General features: G+C 70.2%; 15 protein-coding genes and 1 tRNA gene. 7 read left to right on the forward strand and 9 right to left on the reverse strand.

The window, feature by feature from the left end:
* Positions 1 to 73 precede the first annotated feature (73 nt).
* A tRNA-Leu gene (locus ACFW47_RS00250) sits at positions 74 to 146 on the forward strand.
* 106 nt (positions 147 to 252) lie between these two features.
* Positions 253 to 1032, forward strand: coding sequence for a helix-turn-helix domain-containing protein (locus tag ACFW47_RS00255; protein ID WP_386304155.1), 780 nt, complete (start codon positions 253 to 255; stop codon positions 1030 to 1032).
* A gap of 2 nt (positions 1033 to 1034) precedes the next feature.
* On the opposite strand, the gene pyk is transcribed toward ACFW47_RS00255, so the two are convergent.
* Entirely contained in the window at positions 1035 to 2471 is a 1437-nt protein-coding gene (gene pyk / locus ACFW47_RS00260; protein ID WP_386282563.1) for a pyruvate kinase, read from the reverse strand.
* A gap of 231 nt (positions 2472 to 2702) precedes the next feature.
* Here pyk and ACFW47_RS00265 point away from each other — a divergent pair, with 231 nt between their 5' ends.
* The gene (locus ACFW47_RS00265) at positions 2703 to 4517 is read left to right on the forward strand and encodes a bifunctional metallophosphatase/5'-nucleotidase (protein ID WP_386282566.1); all 1815 of its coding nucleotides are present in this window, start codon (positions 2703 to 2705) and stop codon (positions 4515 to 4517) included.
* 29 nt (positions 4518 to 4546) lie between these two features.
* Here the strand turns inward: ACFW47_RS00265 and ACFW47_RS00270 are convergent, their stop codons facing one another.
* The 5 genes from ACFW47_RS00270 to ACFW47_RS00290 all read right to left on the reverse strand — a co-directional run bounded on the left by ACFW47_RS00270 (position 4547) and on the right by ACFW47_RS00290 (position 10956).
* Positions 4547 to 5959, reverse strand: coding sequence for a lysine N(6)-hydroxylase/L-ornithine N(5)-oxygenase family protein (locus tag ACFW47_RS00270; RefSeq protein WP_386304157.1), 1413 nt, complete (start codon positions 5957 to 5959; stop codon positions 4547 to 4549).
* Positions 5956 to 7326 (reverse strand): pyridoxal phosphate-dependent decarboxylase family protein, encoded by a 1371-nt coding sequence (locus ACFW47_RS00275; protein ID WP_386304159.1) that lies wholly within the window; start codon positions 7324 to 7326, stop codon positions 5956 to 5958. The genes ACFW47_RS00270 and ACFW47_RS00275 overlap by 4 nt, the downstream gene beginning before the upstream one ends.
* Positions 7327 to 7474: 148 nt before the next feature.
* On the reverse strand, positions 7475 to 9973 hold the full coding sequence (gene pepN, locus ACFW47_RS00280; RefSeq protein WP_386282572.1) for an aminopeptidase N: 2499 nt from the start codon (positions 9971 to 9973) through the stop codon (positions 7475 to 7477).
* A 129-nt stretch (positions 9974 to 10102) separates the two neighbouring features.
* Positions 10103 to 10441, reverse strand: coding sequence for a chorismate mutase (locus ACFW47_RS00285; RefSeq protein ID WP_386282574.1), 339 nt, complete (start codon positions 10439 to 10441; stop codon positions 10103 to 10105).
* Between the two features lie 44 nt (positions 10442 to 10485).
* Positions 10486 to 10956, reverse strand: a complete 471-nt coding sequence (locus ACFW47_RS00290) for a GNAT family N-acetyltransferase (protein ID WP_386282576.1) — start codon at positions 10954 to 10956, stop codon at positions 10486 to 10488.
* A gap of 120 nt (positions 10957 to 11076) precedes the next feature.
* Here ACFW47_RS00290 and ACFW47_RS00295 point away from each other — a divergent pair, with 120 nt between their 5' ends.
* Both ACFW47_RS00295 and ACFW47_RS00300 read left to right on the forward strand, forming a co-directional pair.
* Entirely contained in the window at positions 11077 to 11976 is a 900-nt protein-coding gene (locus tag ACFW47_RS00295) for a hypothetical protein (RefSeq protein WP_386282578.1), read from the forward strand.
* A gap of 40 nt (positions 11977 to 12016) precedes the next feature.
* Entirely contained in the window at positions 12017 to 12649 is a 633-nt protein-coding gene (locus ACFW47_RS00300) for an SIMPL domain-containing protein (RefSeq protein ID WP_386282580.1), read from the forward strand.
* A 28-nt stretch (positions 12650 to 12677) separates the two neighbouring features.
* On the opposite strand, the gene ACFW47_RS00305 is transcribed toward ACFW47_RS00300, so the two are convergent.
* Positions 12678 to 13400, reverse strand: coding sequence for a vWA domain-containing protein (locus ACFW47_RS00305; protein ID WP_386282582.1), 723 nt, complete (start codon positions 13398 to 13400; stop codon positions 12678 to 12680).
* Between the two features lie 154 nt (positions 13401 to 13554).
* Here ACFW47_RS00305 and ACFW47_RS00310 point away from each other — a divergent pair, with 154 nt between their 5' ends.
* Complete coding sequence (locus ACFW47_RS00310; protein WP_386304161.1) at positions 13555 to 14490, forward strand: rhomboid family intramembrane serine protease; 936 nt, start codon at positions 13555 to 13557, stop codon at positions 14488 to 14490.
* Between the two features lie 13 nt (positions 14491 to 14503).
* Positions 14504 to 15406 (forward strand): chitosanase, encoded by a 903-nt coding sequence (locus ACFW47_RS00315; RefSeq protein WP_386282586.1) that lies wholly within the window; start codon positions 14504 to 14506, stop codon positions 15404 to 15406.
* Positions 15407 to 15519: 113 nt separating this feature from the next.
* Here the strand turns inward: ACFW47_RS00315 and ACFW47_RS00320 are convergent, their stop codons facing one another.
* Complete coding sequence (locus ACFW47_RS00320) at positions 15520 to 16983, reverse strand: glutamate synthase subunit beta (protein WP_386304164.1); 1464 nt, start codon at positions 16981 to 16983, stop codon at positions 15520 to 15522.
* Positions 16976 to 21514, reverse strand: coding sequence for a glutamate synthase large subunit (gltB, locus tag ACFW47_RS00325; protein WP_386282590.1), 4539 nt, complete (start codon positions 21512 to 21514; stop codon positions 16976 to 16978). Before gltB ends, ACFW47_RS00320 begins: the two co-directional genes overlap by 8 nt.
* Between the last annotated feature and the right edge of the window lie 241 nt (positions 21515 to 21755).

The following is a 21755-nucleotide window of genomic DNA, read 5'->3' on the forward strand; positions in this document are numbered from 1 at the left end:
GCTGACAAGAGCGTACCTAGCTGCGATAAGGTGGGGGCACGGCGGGTGACCGTCAACCTCTGTTTTACAGGAAGCCCCGGTAGTCCAGCGGTAGAGACACGGTGCTCAAACCACCGACAGCGTGGGTTCGAATCCCACCCGGGGCATTTTTCCTTCATTTCGAAGGTGAGCCGCTCCAAGCGGAGGATCACGTTCGCGTGGTCCTTGAATCTTCCATCCCTGGGGCTGCGATAACCAGCCCACTGTGGCTACATGGAACAGCACAGCCCTTCGATCCGCGCACGCGCTGTCGCTCTCATGAATCAAGGCGTACCCAACCGCGTGGTCGCCGCGCAGCTAAACGTCCCTAGAGGGACAGTGGGCTGGTGGCGCAGTCAGGACCGCAAAGCGCGCGGGGACGCCTACGAGCGACCGACCGACTGCCCTCAGTGCACAGGCCGCGAGTTCGACGAGGTCGCGTACGCCTACTTGCTCGGTCTCTACCTCGGCGACGGCCACATCGTCTCGAAGCCCAGCCAGCACCATCTGTCGATCTTCTGCAATGCCGGGCAAACCGGCTTGATCGCCATGGCAGAGGAAGCCATGCACAGGGTCATGCCCCTACACCGCGTGGGACGGCGCCACAAACCCGGGTGTGTCGAGGTCAAGTCCTACACCAAGCATTGGTGCTGCATGTTCCCGCAGCACGGCCCCGGCATGAAGCATGAGCGGGAGATCGTGCTCGCATCATGGCAACAGGCGATCGTCGATGCTCACCCGTGGGAGTTCATCCGTGGCCTGGTCCACTCCGACGGCTGCCGCATCATCAACTGGACCACCAGACTCGTCGACGGCGAACGCAAGCGCTACGAATACCCCCGATACTTCTTCACCAACGTCTCGACCGACATCCGCCGCCTGTACACAGATACCCTCGACAAACTAGGCATCGAGTGGACGCGCTGCACGCGCCACGGCAACCCGTACAACATCTCCGTAGCCCGCAAAGCCTCCGTAGCCCTCATGGACGCCCACGTCGGCCCCAAGTACTGAAGCTACTTGGGACTGTCGTCCTCCCCGATGTGGTGCACCCGCACCAGATTGGTCGTGCCCGACACCCCCGGCGGCGAGCCGGCCGTGATGACCACGACGTCGCCCTTCTCGCAGCGCCCGTAGCGCAGGAGCAGTTCGTCCACCTGGTCGACCATCGCGTCCGTGGAGTCGGCGTGGGGGCCGAGGAAGGTTTCCACGCCCCAGGTCAGGCTGAGCTGGGAGCGGGTCGCCGGTTCGGGGGTGAAGGCGAGCAGCGGGATGGGTGAGCGGTAGCGGGAAAGGCGGCGGACGGTGTCGCCGGACTGGGTGAAGGCGACGAGGAACTTCGCGTCGAGGAAGTCGCCGATCTCCGCGGCCGCGCGGGCGACGGCGCCGCCCTGGGTGCGGGGCTTGTTGCGTTCGGTGAGGGGCGGCAGGCCCTTGGCGAGGATGTCCTCCTCGGCCGCTTCGACGATCTTGGCCATCGTCCGCACCGTGTCGACGGCGTGCTTGCCGACGCTGGTCTCGCCGGAGAGCATCACGGCGTCGGTGCCGTCGATGACGGCGTTGGCGACGTCGGAGGCCTCGGCGCGGGTGGGGCGGGCGTTGTCGATCATGGAGTCGAGCATCTGGGTGGCGACGATGACGGGCTTGGCGTTGCGCTTGGCCAGTTTGATCGCGCGCTTTTGGACGATGGGGACCTGTTCGAGGGGCATTTCGACGCCGAGGTCGCCGCGGGCGACCATGATGCCGTCGAAGGCGGCGACGATGTCGTCGATGTTCTCGACGGCTTGGGGCTTTTCGACCTTGGCGATGACGGGGAGGCGGCGGCCTTCTTCGTCCATGATGCGGTGGACGTCGAGGACGTCGCGTCCGCTGCGGACGAAGGACAGGGCGATGACGTCGAAGCCGGCCCGCAGGGCCCAGCGGAGGTCGTCCTCGTCCTTTTTGGAGAGGGCGGGGACGGAGACGGCGACGCCGGGGAGGTTGAGGCCTTTGTGGTCGGAGACCATGCCGCCTTCGATCACCTTGGTGTGGACGCGGGGGCCGTCGACGTCGGTGACCTCGAGGCAGACCTTGCCGTCGTCGACGAGTACGCGTTCACCGGGGGTGACGTCGGTGGCGAGGCCGGCGTAGGTGGTGCCGCAGGTGTGGCGGTCGCCTTCGACGCCTTCTTCGACGGTGATGGTGAAGGTGTCGCCGCGTTCAAGGAGTACGGGTCCTTCGGCGAAGTGGCCGAGCCTGATCTTCGGGCCCTGAAGGTCGGCGAGGGCGCCGACGCTGCGACCGGTTTCGTCGGCCGCTTTTCGGACACGGCGATAGCGCTCTTCGTGTTCGGCGTGGGTGCCGTGGCTGAAATTGAAGCGGGCGATGTCCATTCCGGCGTCGACCAGGGCTTTGATCTGGTCGTACGAGTCGGTGGCGGGCCCCAGGGTACAGACGATCTTTGCTCGGCGCATGGGTCGAGCCTATGACTTACTGCCGGGTAGCGAATTGGCCACGCATGACCACTCAACAACCTTTGAGTAAAGGGTTATTGACAAGTGTTGAATTGTGCGGCCGTCCGCTCCGATGAGCATTCATCCGGACTTCCGTCCTCGCCGCCGCCCTTGACAGAGGGCATGTTCAGGACAGAATCTACGCGCGTTGCCGATGTCGTGCACGGGTCACTGAGCCGAGGAGAGCCAGCCATGCCGTTGAACCGCCGGAAGTTCCTGAGCAGGTCCGCAGTGACGGGGGCGGGTGTCGCGCTGGCCGGCGCGGTGGCGGCCCCGGCGGCCGAGGCGGCCCCGCTCGACGAAGGCCGAAAGGGCCGCCGCAAGGCCAAGCGCTACGCCCTGACCGTCCTCGGCACCACCGACCTGCACGGGCACGTCTTCAACTGGGACTACTTCAAGGACGCCGAGTACGCCGACTCGGCGGGCAACGCCCAGGGCCTGGCCCGGGTCTCGACGCTGGTGAACCAGGTCCGGGAGGAGAAGGGCCGCCGCAACACTCTGCTGCTGGACGCGGGCGACACCATCCAGGGCACCCCGCTGACGTACTACTACGCCAAGGTCGATCCGATCACCGCCAAGGGTGGTCCGGTGCATCCGATGGCGCAGGCGATGAACGCGATCGGGTACGACGCGGTGGCGCTCGGGAATCACGAGTTCAACTACGGCATCGAGACGCTGCGCAAGTTCGAGGAGCAGTGCGATTTCCCGCTGCTGGGTGCGAACGCGGTGGACGCGAAGACGCTGAAGCCGGCCTTCCCGCCGTACTTCATGAAGACGTTCCGGGTGAAGGGGGCGCCGCCGGTGAAGGTGGCGGTGCTGGGGTTGACGAATCCGGGTATCGCGATCTGGGACAAGGCGTACGTGCAGGGGAAGCTGGCGTTCCCGGGTCTTGAGGAGCAGGCGGCCAAGTGGGTGCCGAAGCTGCGTTCGATGGGTGCGGATGTGGTGGTGGTGTCGGCGCACTCGGGGTCGTCGGGTACGTCGTCGTACGGTGATCAGCTTCCGTACGTGGAGAACGCGGCGGCGAATGTGGCGCGGCTGGTGCCGGGTATCGACGCGATTCTGGTGGGGCATGCGCACACGGAGATCGCGGAGTTGAAGGTCGTGAACGAGGAGACCGGGAAGACGGTCGTGCTGTCGGAGCCGCTGTGTTACGCCGAGCGGCTGACCCTGTTCGATTTCGAGCTGTTCTTCGAGCGGGGCCGGTGGCATGTGGAGTCGGTGCGGGCGTCGCTGCGGGACTCGGCCACGGTCGAGGACGATCCCGCGATCACGCGGCTGCTGACGGACGAGCACGAGAAGGTGGTGGCGTACGTCAATCAGGTGGTCGGTACGGCGACGGAGACGTTGACGACGGTGGAGGCGCGGTACAAGGACGCGCCGATCATCGATCTGATCACCAGGGTGCAGGAGGACGTGGTCAGGGAGGCACTGGCGGGTACGGAGTATGCGTCGCTGCCGGTTCTCGCCCAGGCGTCGCCGTTCTCGCGGACTTCGGAGATTCCGGCCGGTGAGGTGACGATCCGGGATCTGTCGAGTCTGTACGTGTACGACAACACGCTGGTGGCGAAGCTGATGACCGGTGCCCAGTTGCGGGCGTACCTGGAGTATTCGGCGGAGTACTACGTGCGGACGGCGGCGGGGGCGCCGGTGGATGTGGCGAGGCTGACGAACGCGAACGGCCGCCCGGATTACAACTACGACTACGTGTCGGGGCTGACGTACGAGATCGATGTCGCGCAGGCGCCTGGTTCGCGGATCAGGAATCTCGCGTACGGGGGTGTGCCGGTGGTGGACGGCGCGGAGTTCGTGCTGGCGGTGAACAACTACCGGGCCAACGGTGGTGGTGCGTTTCCGCATGTGGCGTCGGCCCGGGAGTTGTGGTCGGAGTCGACGGAGATCCGTACGCGGATCGCCGAGTGGGTGACGGCGAAGGGTGTGCTGGATCCGAGGGACTTCGCGTCGGTGGACTGGAGGCTGACGCGGGACGGTGTGCCGGTGTTCTGAGTTCGGCGTTTTCTGAGGGTGGTGCGGCCTCAGATCCCCTCCACCAGCGGGGTGAGTGCCCGGTGGTCGCGTGCGGAGGGGATCTGGGGCTGTGCGTTTTGCAGGCCGAAGGTGGTGAAGGCGGTGCGGGTGGGGAGGGGGTAGGGGTTTCGGCCGGTGAGGTCGTTGAGGATGGTGGCGCTGCGCCAGGCGGCGAGGCCGAGGTCGGGTGTGCCGACGCCGTGGGTGTGGGTTTCGGCGTTCTGGACGTAGACGTGGCCGGTGACGGAGGGGTCGAGGCGGAGGCGGAAGCGTTCGTCGATGCGGGGGCGTTCGCGGCTGTCGCGTCGCATGTAGGGGTCGAGTCCGGCGAGGATGCGGCTGAGGGGGCGTTCGCGGTAGCCGGTGGCGAGGACGACGGCGTCGGTGGTGAGGCGGCTGCGGGTTTTCTGCTGGTCGTGTTCGAGGTGGAGTTCGATTCTGGTGGTGGCGATGCGGCCGGCGGTGCGGACGTGGACGCCGGGGGTGAGGACGGTGTCGGGCCAGCCGCCGTCGAGGGTGCGGCGGTAGAGCTCGTCGTGGATGGCGGTGGTGGTGTCGGCGTCGATGCCTTTGTGGAGTTGCCATTGGGCGGCGACGAGGCGGTCGCGGACGGGTTCGGTCAGGGCGTGGAAGTAGCGGGTGTAGTCGGGGGTGAAGTGTTCGAGGCCGAGCTTGGAGTACTCCATGGGGGCGAAGGCTTCGGTGCGGCCGAGCCAGTGGAGCTGTTCGCGGCCGGCGGGGCGGTGGCGGAGCAGGTCGAGGAAGATTTCGGCGCCTGACTGGCCGGTGCCGATGACGGTGACGTGTCCGGCGGTGAGGAGCGTGTCGCGGTGGTGCAGGTAGTCGGCGGCGTGGAGGACGGGGACGCCGGGGGTGTCGACGAGGGGTCTGAGCGGGTCGGGGATGTGGGGTTCGGTGCCGACGCCGAGGACGACGTTGCGGGTGTGGGTGCGGCCGAGGGCTTCGGCTTCGCCGTCGGTGCCGAGTTGGGTGTAGTCGACTTCGAAGAGGCGTCGTTCGGGGTTCCAGCGGACGGCGTCGACTTGGTGGTGGAAGTGGAGGGTGGGGAGGTTGTCGGCGACCCAGCGGCAGTAGGCGTCGTATTCGGCGCGCTGGATGTGGAAGCGTTCGGCGAAGTAGAAGGGGAAGAGGCGTTCGCGGGCCTTGAGGTGGTTGAGGAAGGTCCAGGGGCTGGCGGGGTCGGCGAGGGTGACGAGGTCGGCGAGGAAGGGGACTTGGATGCGGGCGCCGTCGATGAGGAGGCCGGGGTGCCAGTGGAAGGCGGGGCGCTGGTCGTAGAAGACGGTGTCGAGGTCGGTGAGGGGGTCGGCGAGGGCGGCGAGGGAGAGGTTGAAGGGGCCGATGCCGATGCCGACGAGGTCGTGGGGGGTTTCGGGGGTGTGGTGGGCGGGGGTGTTCATCGGGGGGTGGGTCCTTCCAGGGAGTTCTCGACGAGGGTGAGGAGGGTGGCTAGGTCGTCGGGCCGGGTGTGGGGGTTGAGGAGGGTGGCCTTGAGCCAGAGGCGGCCGTCGGCGCGGGCGCGGCCGAGGACGGCGGTGCCGGTGGTGAGCAGGGTGCGGCGGGCGGCGGCGACGGTGGGGTCGGTGGCGTGGGCGGGCCGGAACAGGACGGTGCTGATGGTGGGCGGGGCGTGCAGTTCGAATGCGGGGTGGGTGTCGACGAGGGTGGCGAAGTCCTGGGCGAGGGCGCAGACCTGGTCGACGAGGGCGCCGAGTCCGTCGCGGCCGAGGGTTTTGAGGGTGACGGCGATTTTGAGGATGTCGGGGCGGCGGCTGGTGCGGGGTGAGCGGCCGAGGAGGTCGGGGAGGCCCGCGTCGGTGTCGTCGTCGGCGTTGAGGTAGTCGGCGTGGTGGTGGAGGGCGGTGAGGTCGTCGGGGTTCTTGACGGTGAGGAGGCCGGCGGCGATGGGTTGCCAGCCGAGTTTGTGGAGGTCGAGGGCGATGGTGTCGGCGGCTTCGAGTCCGGTGAGTTTCGCGCGGTGCCGTGCGCTGAAGAGGAGGCCTCCGCCGTAGGCGGCGTCGATGTGGAGGCGGGCGCGGTGGGCGGTGCAGCGGGCGGCGGTTTCGGGGAGCGGGTCGATGAGGCCGGCGTCGGTGGTGCCGGCGGTGGCGACGACGAGGTGGGGTCCGGGGATCTGGGTGAGGGCTTCGTCGAGGGCGGCGGGGTCGAGGGTGCCGCCCGGGGCGGGGACGGTGACCGGGTCGGGCAGGCCGAGGAGCCAGGCGGCGCGGGGTACGGAGTGGTGGGCGTTGGCGCCGTGGACGATTCGGAGGCCGGCGCCGTGCCGTTCGCGGGCGAGGAGGGCGGCGAGTTGGTTGGATTCGGTGCCGCCGGTGGTGACGAGGGCGTCGGTGGCGCCGGTTTCGTGGGCGAGGGCGCGGGTGAGGTGGGCTTCGAGGGCGGTGGCGGCGGGGGCCTGGTCCCAGGAGTCGAGGGAGGGGTTGAGGGCGCTCGCGGCGAGGTCGGCGGCGGTGGCGACGGCGAGGGGTGGGCCGTGCAGGTGGGCGGCGCAGTGGGGGTGGGCGGGGTCGGCGGCGCCTTCGGCGAGTGCGGTGACGAGGGTGCGCAGCGCGTCGGGGTCGCCGTGGTCGGGGAGGATGTCGCCGGCCGCCTCGGTGATGTGGGCGGTGACGGTGTCGGGGCCGCCGGCGGGCAGGGGGCCGCCGCGGGCGGCGGTGCCGGTGCGCAGGGCGTCGAGCACGGTGTCGAGCAGGGGCCGCAGGTTGTCGGGGCCGTGCGGGCCCGAGGCGAGGGGCGGCTGGCCCATGGGCTGTCCTCCGGGCGCGGGGACTGGGGGTTACAGCTTGGACGCGGATGCGTCGGTACGCCCGGACAGCTCAGCGATCACAACCCGAAAGGGGGATCCGCGGGGCCGGTTCCCGTGTCGCGGGGTGGGGAACCGGCCGTGTGCGTCGTCAGTCGGCGGCCGCCTCCCGTACGCGCAGTGCGCGGGCGAGGTCGTCGAGCTGGTCGGTGAGTTTGCGGCGCAGGGCGGGGGTGGGGTCGGCGTCGTCGAGGCATTCCCGGCCGAGGCGCAGGGTGTCGGCGTCGACGGCGTGGGCGGGGAAGGCCCAGCGGCCGGCGGCGTCGGCGATGGCGGGGCCGCGGCGGGCGGCGACGGCGACGGCTTCGGCGTAGTAGCGGGGGACGTAGTCGCGTACGAGGTCGGCCTGTTCGGGCTGCCAGAAGCCCTGGGCGGTGGCGGTGAACAGGTAGTTGGAGAGGTCGTCGGTGGCGAACATCGCTTCCCAGGCGCGGCTCTTGGCCTCGGGTTCGGGCAGGGCGGCGCGGCAGCGGGCGGCGCCTTCCTGGCCGGTGGCGCTGGGGTCGGTGGCGAGTTCGGCGGCGATGGCGGTTTCGTCGGTGGCGCCGAGGACGGCGAGGCGGGTGAGGATGCGCCAGCGCAGTTCGGGGTCGAGTTCGGGGCCGCCGGGGACGGTGCCGTCGGCGAGCCAGGCGGCGATGGTGTCGGGGTGGGCGGCGGTGGCGATGCGGTGGCGGACGGCGATGAGGCGCAGTCCTGGGTGGTCGCCGTCCTCGGTGCGGCGGATGAGGTCGCGGCAGAGGTCGGTGAGGGTGGTGAGGGCGGCGGGCCGCTGTCCGGGGGTGACGTAGCGGTCGGCGACCTGGGTGCCGGCGAAGGTGAGGACGCCGTCGACGAGGGCGAGGTCGGTTTCGTGGGGGAGGTGGGTGCGGGCGATGTCGAGGTAGTCGGTGGGGGCGAGTTCGCCGTCGCGTACGGCGTCGCGCAGGGCGTTCCAGACGACGGCGCGGGTGAGGGGGTCGGGGAGGCCGGCCAGTCCGGTGCGCAGGGTCTGGAAGGACTCGGTGTCGAAGCGGATCTTGGCGTAGGTGAGGTCGCCGTCGTTGAGGACGGTGAGGGCGGGGCGTTTGCCGATGGGCAGGGGGTCGCTCTGCGGGACGTCGACGTCGAGGCGGCGGCGCAGGGTGAGGCGGCCTTCGTCGGTGAGGTCGCGGTCGTAGAGGCCGGCGGCGACACGGTGGGGGCGGCTGCCGGTGTGGGCGACGGTGAGGGCGCGGTCGCCGTTGTCGCCGGTGATGCGGGGGGTGAGGGTGTCGACGCCGGTGGTGCGCAGCCAGGCGTCGGCCCAGGCGTGGACGTCGCGGTCGGTGGCGGCGGCGAGGGAGTCGATGAAGTCGGCGAGGGTGGCGTTGGCGAACTTGTGCCGTTCGAAGTGGGTGTTGATGCCGGCGAGGAAGTCCTTCTCGCCGAGCCAGGTGACGAGCTGGCGCAGGGCGGAGGCGCCCTTGGCGTAGGAGATGCCGTCGAAGTTGAGGAGGGCGGAGGCCGTGTCGGGGACGTTCTCGGGGGCGACGGGGTGGGTGGAGGGGCGCTGGTCGGCGTCGTAGCCCCAGGGTTTGCGGGTGACGCCGAAGTCGGTCCAGGTGTGGGTGAAGCGGGTGGCTTCGGCGGTGGTCTGGTAGCCCATGTACTCGGCGAAGGACTCGTTGAGCCAGATGTCGTCCCACCACTTGAGGGTGACGAGGTCGCCGAACCACATGTGGGCCATTTCGTGGGCGATGACCATGGCGCGGGTCTGGCGCTGGGTGTCGGTGACGGCGGAGCGGAAGACGAACTCGTCGCGGAAGGTGACGAGGCCGGGGTTCTCCATGGCGCCGGCGTTGAATTCGGGGACGAACGCCTGGTCGTAGGAGTCGAAGGGGTAGGGCTCGGTGAACTTCTCGTGGTAGCGGTCGTAGCAGCCGCGGGTGATGTCGAGGAGTTCGTCGGCGTCGGCGTCGAGGTGGGGGGCGAGGGAGCGGCGGCAGTGGATGCCGAAGGGCAGGCCGCGGTGTTCGGTGCGCACCGAGTGCCAGGGGCCGGCGGCGACGGCGACGAGGTAGGTGGAGATGCGGGGGGTGGTGGCGGCTTTCCAGCGGCCGTCGCCGGTGTGTTCGGTGATGCCGTTGGCGAGGACGGTCCAGCCTTCGGGGGCGGTGACGGTGAGGTCGAAGGCGGCCTTGAGGTCGGGCTGGTCGAAGGCGGCGAAGACGCGCTGGACGTCGTCGAGGAAGAGCTGGGTGTAGACGTAGGTCTCGCCGTCGGCGGGGTCGGTGAAGCGGTGCATGCCCTCGCCGGTGCGGGAGTAGCGCATGGCGGCGTCGACGCGCAGTTCGTGCTCGCCGGGGGTCAGGTCCTTCAGCGGGAGCCGGTTCTCGTCGAGGGCGGCGGGGTCGAGGGGGTGTCCGTCCAGGGTGACGGTGCGCAGCTCGGCGGGCTTGACCTCGACGAAGGTGTCCGTGGTGGCGGTCTCGTCGCGCACGGTGAAGCGGATGACGGTGCGGGAGTCGAAGGTCTCGTCGCCACGGGTCAGATCGAGGTCGATCGTGTAGTGGTGGACGTCGAGGAGGCTGGCACGGGTCTGCGCTTCGTCGCGCGTGAGTACGGACATGGACGCCATGCTGCCTGATGGTGTGGGCAGGGCACAGGGGCGGTTCGGTACGCGGGGTATGTCCGGTCCGTTTCAGGGGTGCCGCGCTCCCCGGCGCGCGCCCCCGAGGGGGCGCCGGGGCCCGGGTGGTCAGGCGGGGGTGTCGCCGTTGTGTTCGGCGATGCGCTCGTGGTGGTGGATCACCTCGGCGATGATGAAGTTCAGGAACTTCTCGGCGAACGCGGGGTCCAGTTTGGCGCTCTCGGCGAGGGCGCGCAGGCGGGCGATCTGCTTGGCCTCGCGGGCCGGGTCGGCGGGCGGCAGCTGGTGCCGGGCTTTGAGGTGGCCGACCTGCTGGGTGCATTTGAAGCGCTCGGCGAGCATGTGGACGACGGCCGCGTCGATGTTGTCGATGCTGTCCCGCAGCCGGGACAGCTCCTCGCGGACGGCTGGGTCGACGGCACCGGTACCGGTGTTGCTGGTGGTCATGGGGGCTCACCCTACGGGTGGACGCCGGGCCGTCGCAGACCGTCTCAGGCGCCGAGAACCTCCTTTCCGGTGGCGGCGAGGCGCTTGTGGAAGTACACGTCCTCGTGTCCGCCGGGTACGCCCTGGATGCGGCCGCGCTCCCGGTAGCCGAGTCTCGGGTAGAAGCCGGGGGCCTGGAAGGTGTACGTGGACACGGTGATGTCGGTGCAGCCGCGCCGGACGGCCTCGTCCTCGGCGGCGCGCATGAGGCGGCTGCCCCAGCCGGTGTGCCGCTGGTCCTCGCGGACCCACAGCATGTCCACGCAGGCCAGGGTGGACCAGGTCCAGCCGGTCAGTCCGCCGACCAGGGTGCCGTCGTCGTCGGTGACGCGCACGGTGAGGGGTTCGGTGCGGGCTCCGTCGGCGGCGGCGGTGTTGAAGGCGGTCAGTTCGTCGTCGAGCCGCTTTTCCAGGTCGTCGTCGGCGCCGCCCACGTGCAGGGCGGCGTCGGGGGCGGTGTGCTGTTCGCTGGTCACGGTCCGGATTGTGCCTGGCGGCCGGGGGGATGGCGAACGGTTTCGGCCGGGCGGTAACGGCCGTGACGTGGTGCTCCTCGTACAGTGGTGAGGAGGGTTGAGGCGTCTTGGGGGTCGGGCGTGGCGAACGGCGGGCCGGTCGAGCACGGTTTCCCGCACCTGGAGACGGTGCGGGCGGCGGTCACCGCCCTGTACCGGCGGCTGTCGTACGACACGGTCCGGACCTTCTCGTCGAGCGTGCCCCCGGCCGACGTGGCGTTCTGCGACACGGACGACCTGTATCTGGGGACGCAGCGGGTGGCTCACGAGCTGGTGCGGCACTACCGTCTTCCGGACGCCCGGATGATCGTCTCCTTCCGGGAGATGACGCACGCGGCGCATGTCGAGCTGACGGCGGGCCCCGAGTACTTCATCGAGCTGAACGACCGTTTCCGCACGCATCGGCGGGACATCGGGGCGGCGCTGGCGCACGAGGTGATGCACGTGTACCTGCACCGTCTCGACCTGTCCTTCCCGGGGACGCGGGACAACGAGATCCTCACGGACACGGCGACGACGTATCTGGGTGCCGGGTGGCTGCTGCTGGACGCGTACCGGGAGGACGGGGCGTCGTCGCAGAAGCTGGGGTATCTGACGCCGGAGGAGTTCGGGTACGTGCTGGCCAAGCGGGCGCTGCTGTTCGGCGAGGATCCGTCGGTGTGGTTCACCAGTGCGCAGGCGTACACGGCGTACGGCAAGGGGATGGCGCGGGCCCGCCGGGACGAGCGGCAGCCGCCGCTGGCCTCGGCGGGCTGGGCGGGCCGCCGCCGGTACGCGCGTGACCGGCGGCACGCGCAGGACCCGCACGGCGCCTTGGCCTTGCCCGAAGACGGCCCGTACGCGTTCACCTCGCGGGAGCGCGGCGCGCTGCGGGTGTCCTTTCCGTGTCCGACCTGCCACCAGCGGATCAGGGTGCCGGTGCGGGGGCGGGTGCGGGCGCGGTGCGGGTTGTGCCGGACGGTGCTGGAGTGCGACACGTGACTGCGACACGGGATCAGGTGTTCGGTGCTTCAATTCCGGCATGACGAGGATCAACGAGCCCTGGGGGCTCAGTGTGTTCGGTGCCGGAAGCGTGCGGGTGGAGCCGCAGCTGGTGCGGGTGAGGCTGGCGGTGGATGTGCTGGAGCCGTCGCCGGACGCGGCGTTCGAGGGTGCGGGGGCGTCCGTGTCCCGCCTGCGCGAGGTGCTGCGGCGGCACGGGATACCGGACACCGCGGTCTCGGGTTCCCGGTTGCAGCTCAGCTCGGACTACGACGGCTACGGCGGTGATCGGAAGTTCGCCGGTTACCGCTGCCAGGCCTCGTACTCGGTGGAGAGTGCGGCGCTGGACGGCCTCCAGCAGCTGATCGTGGACGCGGTCGAGGCGGGCGCGCACCGGATCGACAGCGTGGAGTTCGACGTGCACGACAAGCCGGCGCTGCGGGACGAGGCCCGCCGCAAGGCCGTGGCGGCCGCCCGGCGGAAGGCGGAGGTGTACACGGAGGCGGCGGGGGTGCGGCTGGGCCCGGTGGTGCACATCCAGGACGTGGACGCCGAGAACTTCGTGCAGTACCGCGGTCACGGCGGCGGGGGCGGCAGCTCGGCGGGTGATCTGGCGCCGGGGATGGTGGAGGTGTCGGCGGGTGTGATGCTGGGCTTCTCGCTGACGCACTGATCCGGCAGCGGCAGCCGCTCCGGCACCGCTAGGACCGCACGATGCCCTGCGCCCGCGCGGCCACCAGCCACTTGGGGAACTCGCCCACCAGGTTGTCGTACAGCTCGGCGTCGGAGAGCTTCTGGGGGTCGCGGCCGGCGTGGAAGAACCCGGCGTTGTCGACGACCCGCTTGGCCGGCACCGCCAGTTCGTCGAGTTTGCGCAGGTACTCGAACTGGCGGCTGCCCGGGTCGCCGAAGCCGACGAACTGCCAGAACAGCGGGAGCGGTGCCGCCTTGCACAGGTACCGTTCGGCGGCGAGCCGGTTGACGGGGCCGCCGTCGGTCTGGAAGACGACGAGGGCGGGGTGGCGGGCGCCGCTGTCGAGGTAGTGGTCGATGACGGCGTCCATGGCCAGGTGGTAGCTGGTCTTGCCCATGTGTCCGAGGCCGGCCACGATCCGCTCGATCCGTCCGTGGTGGTCGGCGAGGGCGATCTCGGTGACGGCGTCGACGTCGGTGGAGAAGAACACCACGGGCACGGTGCCGTCGTCGTCGAGGTGCGCGGACAGGCCGAGGACGCGGTCGGCGAGGGCCTGCACGCTGCCGTCCTTGTAGTAGGGCTTCATGGAGCCGGAGTAGTCGACGACGAGGTAGACGGCGGCCCGGGCGCCGTCGAGGCCGTGTCTGTCCAGGGACACTCCGGCGCTCTTGTACAGGTCGACCAGCGCGGGCGCCGTCTCCCGCACCTTGGTGAGACTGATCGCGGCCATGCGGACTCCCCCGGTCATCCCTGGACTCTTGACGCCTGGCTGCCGAGGTTACGGCACGGCGCACCCCGCCTCTCAGCCCGTCCACAGGCATTCGCTATTTTGTTCGCCGCCGTCACCGTCGGCTCACCGTCCGTCCCGCCCCGAGGAGCCGGCCGTGGATTCCGAGTCCACCGTCACGACCTGTTACCGCCATCCGGCGGTGGAGTGTCATGTCCGCTGCATCCGCTGCGAGCGTTTCATCTGTCCTGACTGCATGCGTGGGGCTCCCGTCGGTCACCAGTGCCCCGAGTGTGTGAAGGAGGGGACGCGGTCGGTCCGGCAGGCCCGGACCGTCGCGGGCGGCCGGGTCTCGGCGACGCCCGTGGTGACGTACGTGCTGTTCGCGCTGAACGTGCTGGTGTACCTGGCGGAGGTGGTGCGGCCGGAGATCGTCGACCGGTTCTCGATGGTCGGTGCGCGGCTGGTCGGGCCGGAGGGCGGTTACCTGTCCGCCGACGGGGCGTACTTCGTCCTCGGGACGCTCCGGACGGAAGGTGTGGCCGGTGGTCAGTGGGAGAGGCTGCTCACCAGCGCCTTCCTCCACGTGTCGCCGTTCGAGGGCGCGTTCGGGTTCCTGCACATCACCATGAACATGGTGGCGCTGTGGCAACTGGGGCGGGTGGTGGAACTGATGCTCGGGCGGCTCCGGTTCGTGGTCCTGTACCTGGTGGCGGCGCTGGGCGGTTCCGTCCTGCAGCTGGTCCTGGCCGATCCCGGGCAGTCCTCGGTCGGCGCGTCGGGGGCGGTTTTCGGCGTGGGGGCCGCGTACTACGTTCTGCATCGCCGGGTGGGTGCGGACATGGCGGCGGTCAACCGTTTCATGGTCCTCCTGCTGCTGTGGCTGGTGGTCTCCGCCGGGTTCACCTCCTGGCAGGGCCACCTCGGTGGTCTGCTGGCGGGCGGCGCGGTGGCGCTGGCGTTCGCCTACGCGCCCCGGGGCGGGCGCCGGGCGGCGGTGCAGGCGGGCGCGTGCGTGGCACTGCTGGCGCTGCTGGCGGTGGCGGCGGCGGGCAGGGTGACGGAACTGACAGGCTCAGGCATTTCCCTATGAGAGGTATTCCCCGATGAAACGTGCCGGTGTGCTGCTCCTCGCGGCCGTTCCCGTGATCGCCACGGGGGTGTACTTCGTGATGCCGACGGACTCGGCCGACGCCCCGGTGGCGCCTCCGGTGTCCTCGGCCCAGTCGGCCCGGCAGGACGCCAAGAGCCGGGCGGAGCAGGAGCGGGCGGCGGACGACGCGCTGATCGCCGAGCTGCCGCCGGGGCTCGCCGACCCGGCGAAGAAGGAGCTGGCCCAGCAGCTGGTGTCCAGCGCGGAAAACTCGACGACCGAGTGGCGCACCTCGTACGGGACGATCGAGGACCTGGGCGACGGGTGCGGCTACACGGCGGGCATCATCGGCTTCTGCACCGGCACGCACGATCTGCTCACGCTGGTGGAGCGCTACACGAAGGCGCATCCGGACAACGGGCTGGCGGCGTACCTGCCCGCCCTGCGCGAGGTGGACGGCACCGACTCCCACGAGGGCCTGGACCCGGGCTTCCCGGCCGCCTGGCGGGCGGAGGCCGAGCGGCCGGAGTTCCGGAAGGCGCAGGAGGAGGAGCGCGACCGGGTCTACTTCGAGCCGGCGGTGCGCCTCGCCAAGCTGGACGGCCTCGGCACGCTCGGCCAGTTCGTGTACTTCGACGCGATGGTCTTCCACGGTCCCGACACCGACGCCGAGGGCTTCTACGGCCTGCGCGAGCGGGCCATGGAGAAGGCGAAGACGCCGGCCCGGGCCGGCTCCGAGAAGGCATACCTCGAGGCGTTCCTGGACGTCCGCCGCGAGGCCATGCTGGCCAAGCGCCCGGGCATCGACACGTCCCGCGTCGACACCGCGCAGCGCCGGTGGCTGCGGGACGGGAACCTGGACCTGGACGTGCCGCTGGCGTGGGAGATGTACGGGGACGCGTACCGGCTGCCGTAGCCGCCGGCGGGCGCATGCGACGGCGCCTGCCCCTTTGTCCGGTCGGGGACAGGGCAGGCGCCATCAGTGTTCCGTACGCCTTTGTACGGGACGTTCTTCGGTTGTTCCGTCCGTCAGACCGCGAGGGCGCGGTCCGTCGGGCGGATCGGGGCCGGCAGTTCGCTGGCCCCGGTCAGGAAGCGGTCGGCGCCGCGGGCGGCGGAGCGGCCCTCGGCGATCGCCCAGACGATGAGCGACTGGCCGCGGCCGGCGTCACCGGCGACGAACACACCCGGCACGTTGGTCTGGAAGTCGGCGTCCCGGGCGATGTTACCCCGTTCGTCGAGCTCCAGGCCGAACTGGTCGACCAGGCCGTTCTCCCGGTCGGTGCCGGTGAAGCCCATGGCGAGGGTGACCAGCTGGGCCGGGATCTTGCGCTCGGTGCCCGGCTTCGGGGTGAGCTTGCCCTCGACGAACTCGACCTCGCTCATGTGCAGCCACTGGACGTTGCCGTCCTCGTCGCCCTCGAAGTGGGTCGTGGAGACGGCGTAGACCCGCTCGCCGCCCTCCTCGTGGGCGCTGGTGACCTTGTAGAGCATCGGGAAGGTCGGCCACGGCTGGCGCACCGCGTCCCGCTCCTCGCCCGGCCGGGGCATGATCTCCAGCTGGGTGACGGAGGCCGCGCCCTGGCGGTGGGCGGTGCCCACGCAGTCGGCGCCGGTGTCGCCGCCGCCGATGACGACGACGTGCTTGCCCTCGGCCGTGATCGGGGGCGCCACGTAGTCGCCCTCCTGCACCTTGTTGGCCAGGGGCAGGTACTCCATCGCCTGGTGGATGCCGTTCAGCTCGCGGCCGGGGACCGGCAGGTCGCGGGCGGTGGTGGCGCCGGCGGCGATGACGACGGCGTCGTAGCGCTTCTTCAGGTCGGTCGCCTTGAGGTCGCGGCCGATCTCGACGCCGGTGCGGAAGCGGGTGCCCTCCGCGCGCATCTGCTCGATGCGCCGGTTGATGTGCCGCTTCTCCATCTTGAACTCGGGGATGCCGTAGCGCAGGAGGCCGCCGATGCGGTCGGCGCGCTCGTAGACGGCGACGGTGTGGCCGGCCCGGGTCAGCTGCTGGGCGGCGGCCAGGCCCGCCGGGCCCGAGCCGATGACGGCGACGGTCTTGCCGGACAGGCGCTCGGGGATCTGCGGGGCGACGTCCCCGGTCTCCCACGCCTTGTCGATGATGGAGACCTCGACGTTCTTGATGGTGACCGGCGGCTGGTTGATGCCGAGCACGCACGCCGACTCGCACGGGGCCGGGCACAGGCGGCCGGTGAACTCCGGGAAGTTGTTGGTGGCGTGCAGGCGCTCCTGCGCGGCCTGCCAGTCCTCGCGGTAGGCGTAGTCGTTCCACTCGGGGATCAGGTTCCCGAGCGGGCAGCCGTTGTGGCAGAACGGGATGCCGCAGTCCATGCACCGGCTGGCCTGCTTGCTGATGATCGGCAGCAGGGAGCCGGGGACGTAGACCTCGTTCCAGTCCTTGACGCGCTCCTCGACGGGGCGGGTCTTGGCGACCTCGCGCCCGTGGTTCAGAAAGCCCTTGGGATCAGCCATTGGTCGCCGCCTCCATCATCTTCTCGGTGATCTCGGTCTCGGAGAGACCGGCTCGCTCGGCGGCGTCCTTGGCGGCGAGCACTGCCTTGTACGTGCTGGGGATGATCTTGCTGAAGCGTTCGACGGCGGTGTCCCACTCGGCGAGCAGCTTCTCGGCGACGGTGGAGCCCGTCTCCTCCCGGTGCCGGCGCACGACGTCGTGCAGCCAGTCGCGGTCGGTGTCGTCCAGCGCCTCGATCGCGCCGACGTTGCCGGCGTTGACGTTGTCGCGGTCCAGGTCGATGACGTAGGCGATGCCGCCGGACATGCCGGCCGCGAAGTTGCGCCCGGTCTCGCCGAGGACGACCGCGTGGCCGCCGGTCATGTACTCGCAGCCGTGGTCGCCGACGCCCTCGGAGACGACCGTCGCGCCGGAGTTGCGGACGCAGAAGCGCTCGCCGACCTTGCCGCGCAGGAACATCTCGCCGCCGGTGGCGCCGTAGCCGATGGTGTTGCCGGCGATGGTGGAGTACTCGGCGAGGTGGTCGGCGCCCCGGTCCGGGCGGACGATGATCCGGCCGCCGGAGAGGCCCTTGCCGACGTAGTCGTTGGCGTCGCCCTCCAGGCGCAGGGTGATGCCGCGCGGGACGAAGGCGCCGAAGGACTGGCCGGCGGAGCCGGTGAAGGTGATGTCGACGGTGTCGTCGGGCAGGCCCGCGCCGCCGAACTTCTTGGTCACCTCGTGGCCGAGCATGGTGCCGACCGTGCGGTTGATGTTGCGGATGGCGACCTGGGCGCGCACCGGGGCCGCGTCGGTGGCGTCCGTGGCGCCGAGCGCGTCCGCCGCGAGCTTGATCAGCTGGTTGTCGAGTGCCTTCTCCAGGCCGTGGTCCTGAACGGTCACCTGGTGGCGCACCGCGCCCTCGGGCAGCTCCGGCACGTGGAACAGCGGCTCCAGGTCCAGGCCCTGCGCCTTCCAGTGGTCGACGGCGCGGGTGACGTCGAGGGTCTCGGCGTGGCCGACGGCCTCCTCGATGGAGCGGAAGCCCAGCTCGGCGAGGATCTCGCGGACCTCTTCGGCGATGAACTGGAAGAAGTTCACCACGTACTCGGCCTTGCCGGAGAACCGGTCGCGCAGCACCGGGTTCTGGGTGGCGATGCCGACCGGGCAGGTGTCCAGGTGGCAGACGCGCATCATGACGCAGCCGGAGACGACGAGCGGCGCGGTCGCGAAACCGAACTCCTCGGCGCCGAGCAGCGCGGCGATGACGACGTCGCGGCCGGTCTTGAGCTGCCCGTCGGTCTGCACGACGATGCGGTCGCGCAGGCCGTTGAGCAGCAGCGTCTGCTGGGTCTCGGCGAGGCCCAGCTCCCAGGGGCCGCCCGCGTGCTTGAGCGAGGTCAGCGGGGAGGCGCCGGTGCCGCCGTCGTGGCCGGAGATCAGGACGACGTCCGCGTGCGCCTTCGACACACCCGCCGCGACCGTGCCGACGCCGACCTCGGAGACCAGCTTGACGTGAATCCGCGCCTGCGGGTTCGCGTTCTTCAGGTCGTGGATCAGCTGGGCCAGGTCCTCGATGGAGTAGATGTCGTGGTGCGGCGGCGGGGAGATCAGGCCGACGCCCGGCGTCGAGTGACGCGTCTTGGCGACCCACGGGTAGACCTTGTGGCCGGGCAGCTGGCCGCCCTCGCCGGGCTTGGCGCCCTGGGCCATCTTGATCTGGATGTCGTCGGCGTTGACCAGGTACTCGGAGGTCACGCCGAAGCGGCCGGAGGCGACCTGCTTGATGCTGGACCGGCGGGCCGGGTCGTACAGGCGCTCCGGGTCCTCGCCGCCCTCACCGGTGTTGGACTTGCCGCCCAGCTGGTTCATGGCGACGGCGAGGGTCTCGTGCGCCTCCTGGGAGATGGAGCCGTACGACATGGCGCCGGTGGAGAAGCGCTTGACGATCTCGGAGACGGGCTCGACCTCGTCGATCGGGATCGGCTGCCGGTCGCTCTTGAAGCCGAAGAGGCCGCGCAGCGTCATCAGCCGCTCGGACTGCTCGTTCACGCGCTCGGTGTACTTCTTGAAGATGTCGTACTTGCCGGAGCGCGTGGAGTGCTGGAGGCGGAAGACCGTCTCCGGGTCGAACAGGTGCGGCTCGCCCTCGCGGCGCCACTGGTACTCGCCGCCGATGTCCAGGGCGCGGTGGGCGGGCGCGATGCCGCTGGCCGGGTAGGCCTTGGCGTGGCGGGCGGCGACCTCCTGGGCGACGACGTCGATGCCGACGCCGCCGATCTTGGTGGCGGTGCCGTTGAAGTACTTCTCCACGAAGGCCTCGTCCAGGCCGACGGCCTCGAAGACCTGGGCGCCGCGGTAGGAGGCGACGGTGGAGATGCCCATCTTGGACATGACCTTGAGGACGCCCTTGCCGAGGGCGTAGATCAGGTTCCGGATGGCCTGCTCGGACTCCATGCCGGGCAGGAAGGTGCCCGCGCGGACCAGGTCCTCGACGGACTCCATGGCCAGGTACGGGTTGACCGCGGCGGCGCCGTAGCCGATGAGCAGGGCGACGTGGTGAACCTCGCGGACGTCGCCGGCCTCGACCAGCAGACCGACCTCGGTGCGCTGCTTGGTGCGGATGAGGTGGTGGTGGACGGCGGCGGTGAGCAGCAGCGACGGAATCGGGGCGTGCTCGGCGTCCGAGTGGCGGTCGGAGAGGACGATGAGCCGGGCGCCGTTCTCGATGGCGGCGTCGGTCTCGGCGCAGATCTCCTCGATGCGGGCGGCCAGGGCGTCGCCGCCGCCGTGCACGCGGTAGAGGCCGGAGAGGGTCGCGGCCTTGAAGCCGGGCATGTCGCCGTCGGCGTTGATGTGGATGAGCTTGGCCAGCTCGTCGTTGTCGATGACCGGGAAGGGCAGCAGGACGCTGCGGCAGGAGGCGGCCGACGGCTCCAGCAGGTTGCCCTGCGGGCCCAGCGAGGAGCGCAGAGAGGTGACCAGTTCTTCGCGGATGGCGTCCAGCGGCGGGTTGGTGACCTGGGCGAAGAGCTGGGTGAAGTAGTCGAAGAGCAGGCGGGGCCGGTCGGAGAGCGCGGCGATGGGCGAGTCGGTGCCCATGGAGCCGATCGGCTCGGCGCCGGCCTTGGCCATCGGCGCGAGGATGACGCGCAGCTCCTCCTCGGTGTACCCGAAGGTCTGCTGGCGGCGGGTGACGGAAGCGTGGGTGTGGACGATGTGCTCGCGCTCGGGCAGGTCGGACAGCTCGATCTCGCCGGCTTCCATCCACTCGGCGTAGGGCTGCTCGGCGGCGAGCTGGGCCTTGATCTCGTCGTCCTCGATGATGCGGTGCTCGGCGGTGTCCACGAGGAACATGCGGCCGGGCTGCAGGCGGCCCTTGCGGACGACCTTCGCGGGGTCGATGTCGAGGACGCCGACCTCGGAACCGAGGACGACGAGGCCGTCGTCGGTGACCCAGTAGCGGCCGGGGCGCAGGCCGTTGCGGTCGAGGACGGCGCCGACCTGGGTGCCGTCGGTGAAGGTGACGCAGGCGGGGCCGTCCCAGGGCTCCATCATCGTGGAGTGGAACTGGTAGAAGGCGCGCCGGGCCGGGTCCATGGAGTCGTGGTTCTCCCACGCCTCCGGAATCATCATCAGCACGGAGTGCGGCAGCGAGCGCCCGCCGAGGTGGAGCAGCTCCAGGACTTCGTCGAAGGAGGCGGAGTCGGAGGCGTCCGGCGTGCAGACGGGGAAGAGCCGGTCCAGGTCGGAGGAGGAGCCGAAGACGTCGGAGACGAGCTGGGACTCGCGGGCGCGCATCCAGTTGCGGTTGCCCTTGACCGTGTTGATCTCGCCGTTGTGCGCGACGAAGCGGTAGGGGTGGGCGAGCGGCCAGCTCGGGAAGGTGTTGGTGGAGAACCGGGAGTGCACGAGCGCGATCGCGGAGGCGAAGCGGCGGTCGGACAGGTCCGGGAAGAAGGGCTCGAGCTGGCCGGTGGTCAGCATGCCCTTGTAGACGATGGTCCGCGCGGACAGCGACGGGAAGTAGACCCCGGCTTCGCGCTCGGCGCGCTTGCGCAGCGCGAAGGCGCGGCGGTCGAGGGCGATGCCCTGCGAGGCGCCGTCGGCCACGAAGATCTGGCGGAAGACCGGCATGGTGGAGCGCGCGGTGGCGCCGAGCAGCTGCGGGGCGACCGGCACCTCGCGCCAGCCGAGGACGGTGAGGCCCTCCTCACCGGCGAGCGTCTCGATCCGCGAGACGGCGTCCTCGGTGCCGTCGACCGGCAGGAAGGCGATGCCGACGGCGTACGCCCCGGCCTCGGGCAGTTCGAATCCGGCCACCTCGCGGAAGAAGGCGTCGGGCACCTGGGAGAGGATGCCGGCGCCGTCGCCCGAGTCGGGCTCGGAGCCGGTGGCGCCGCGGTGCTCGAGGTTGCGCAGCACGGTGAGCGCCTGGTCGACCAGGTTGTGCGATGCCTCGCCGGTGAGAGTGGCGACGAAACCGACGCCGCAGGCGTCGTGCTCGTTGCGGGGGTCGTACATACCCTGCGCAGCAGGGCGAGCATCCATGAAGGACCAGTTCTGGCCATTCGTGGAATGCTGGGACGGCTGGCGCGGCGTACGCATCGGCTCTCCCGTCGTCGTCATCTGGCATGTGCGAAGTGCCGAGGGACGACGTTGGCCCTCTGCGTGAAATCAAAATTTGGTGCAGGTTACATGATGGGGCGGTTCTCGGGAAGCGGGATAATCCGTTCCACCATGCGGACACCGGGGGTTACGGAGGGGGTTCCGTGCCCGGCGGTGGAGGCTT

The sequence above is a fragment of the Streptomyces sp. NPDC058796 genome, from assembly GCF_042745235.1.
In the GTDB taxonomy this organism is placed as follows: Bacteria; Actinomycetota; Actinomycetes; order Streptomycetales; family Streptomycetaceae; genus Streptomyces.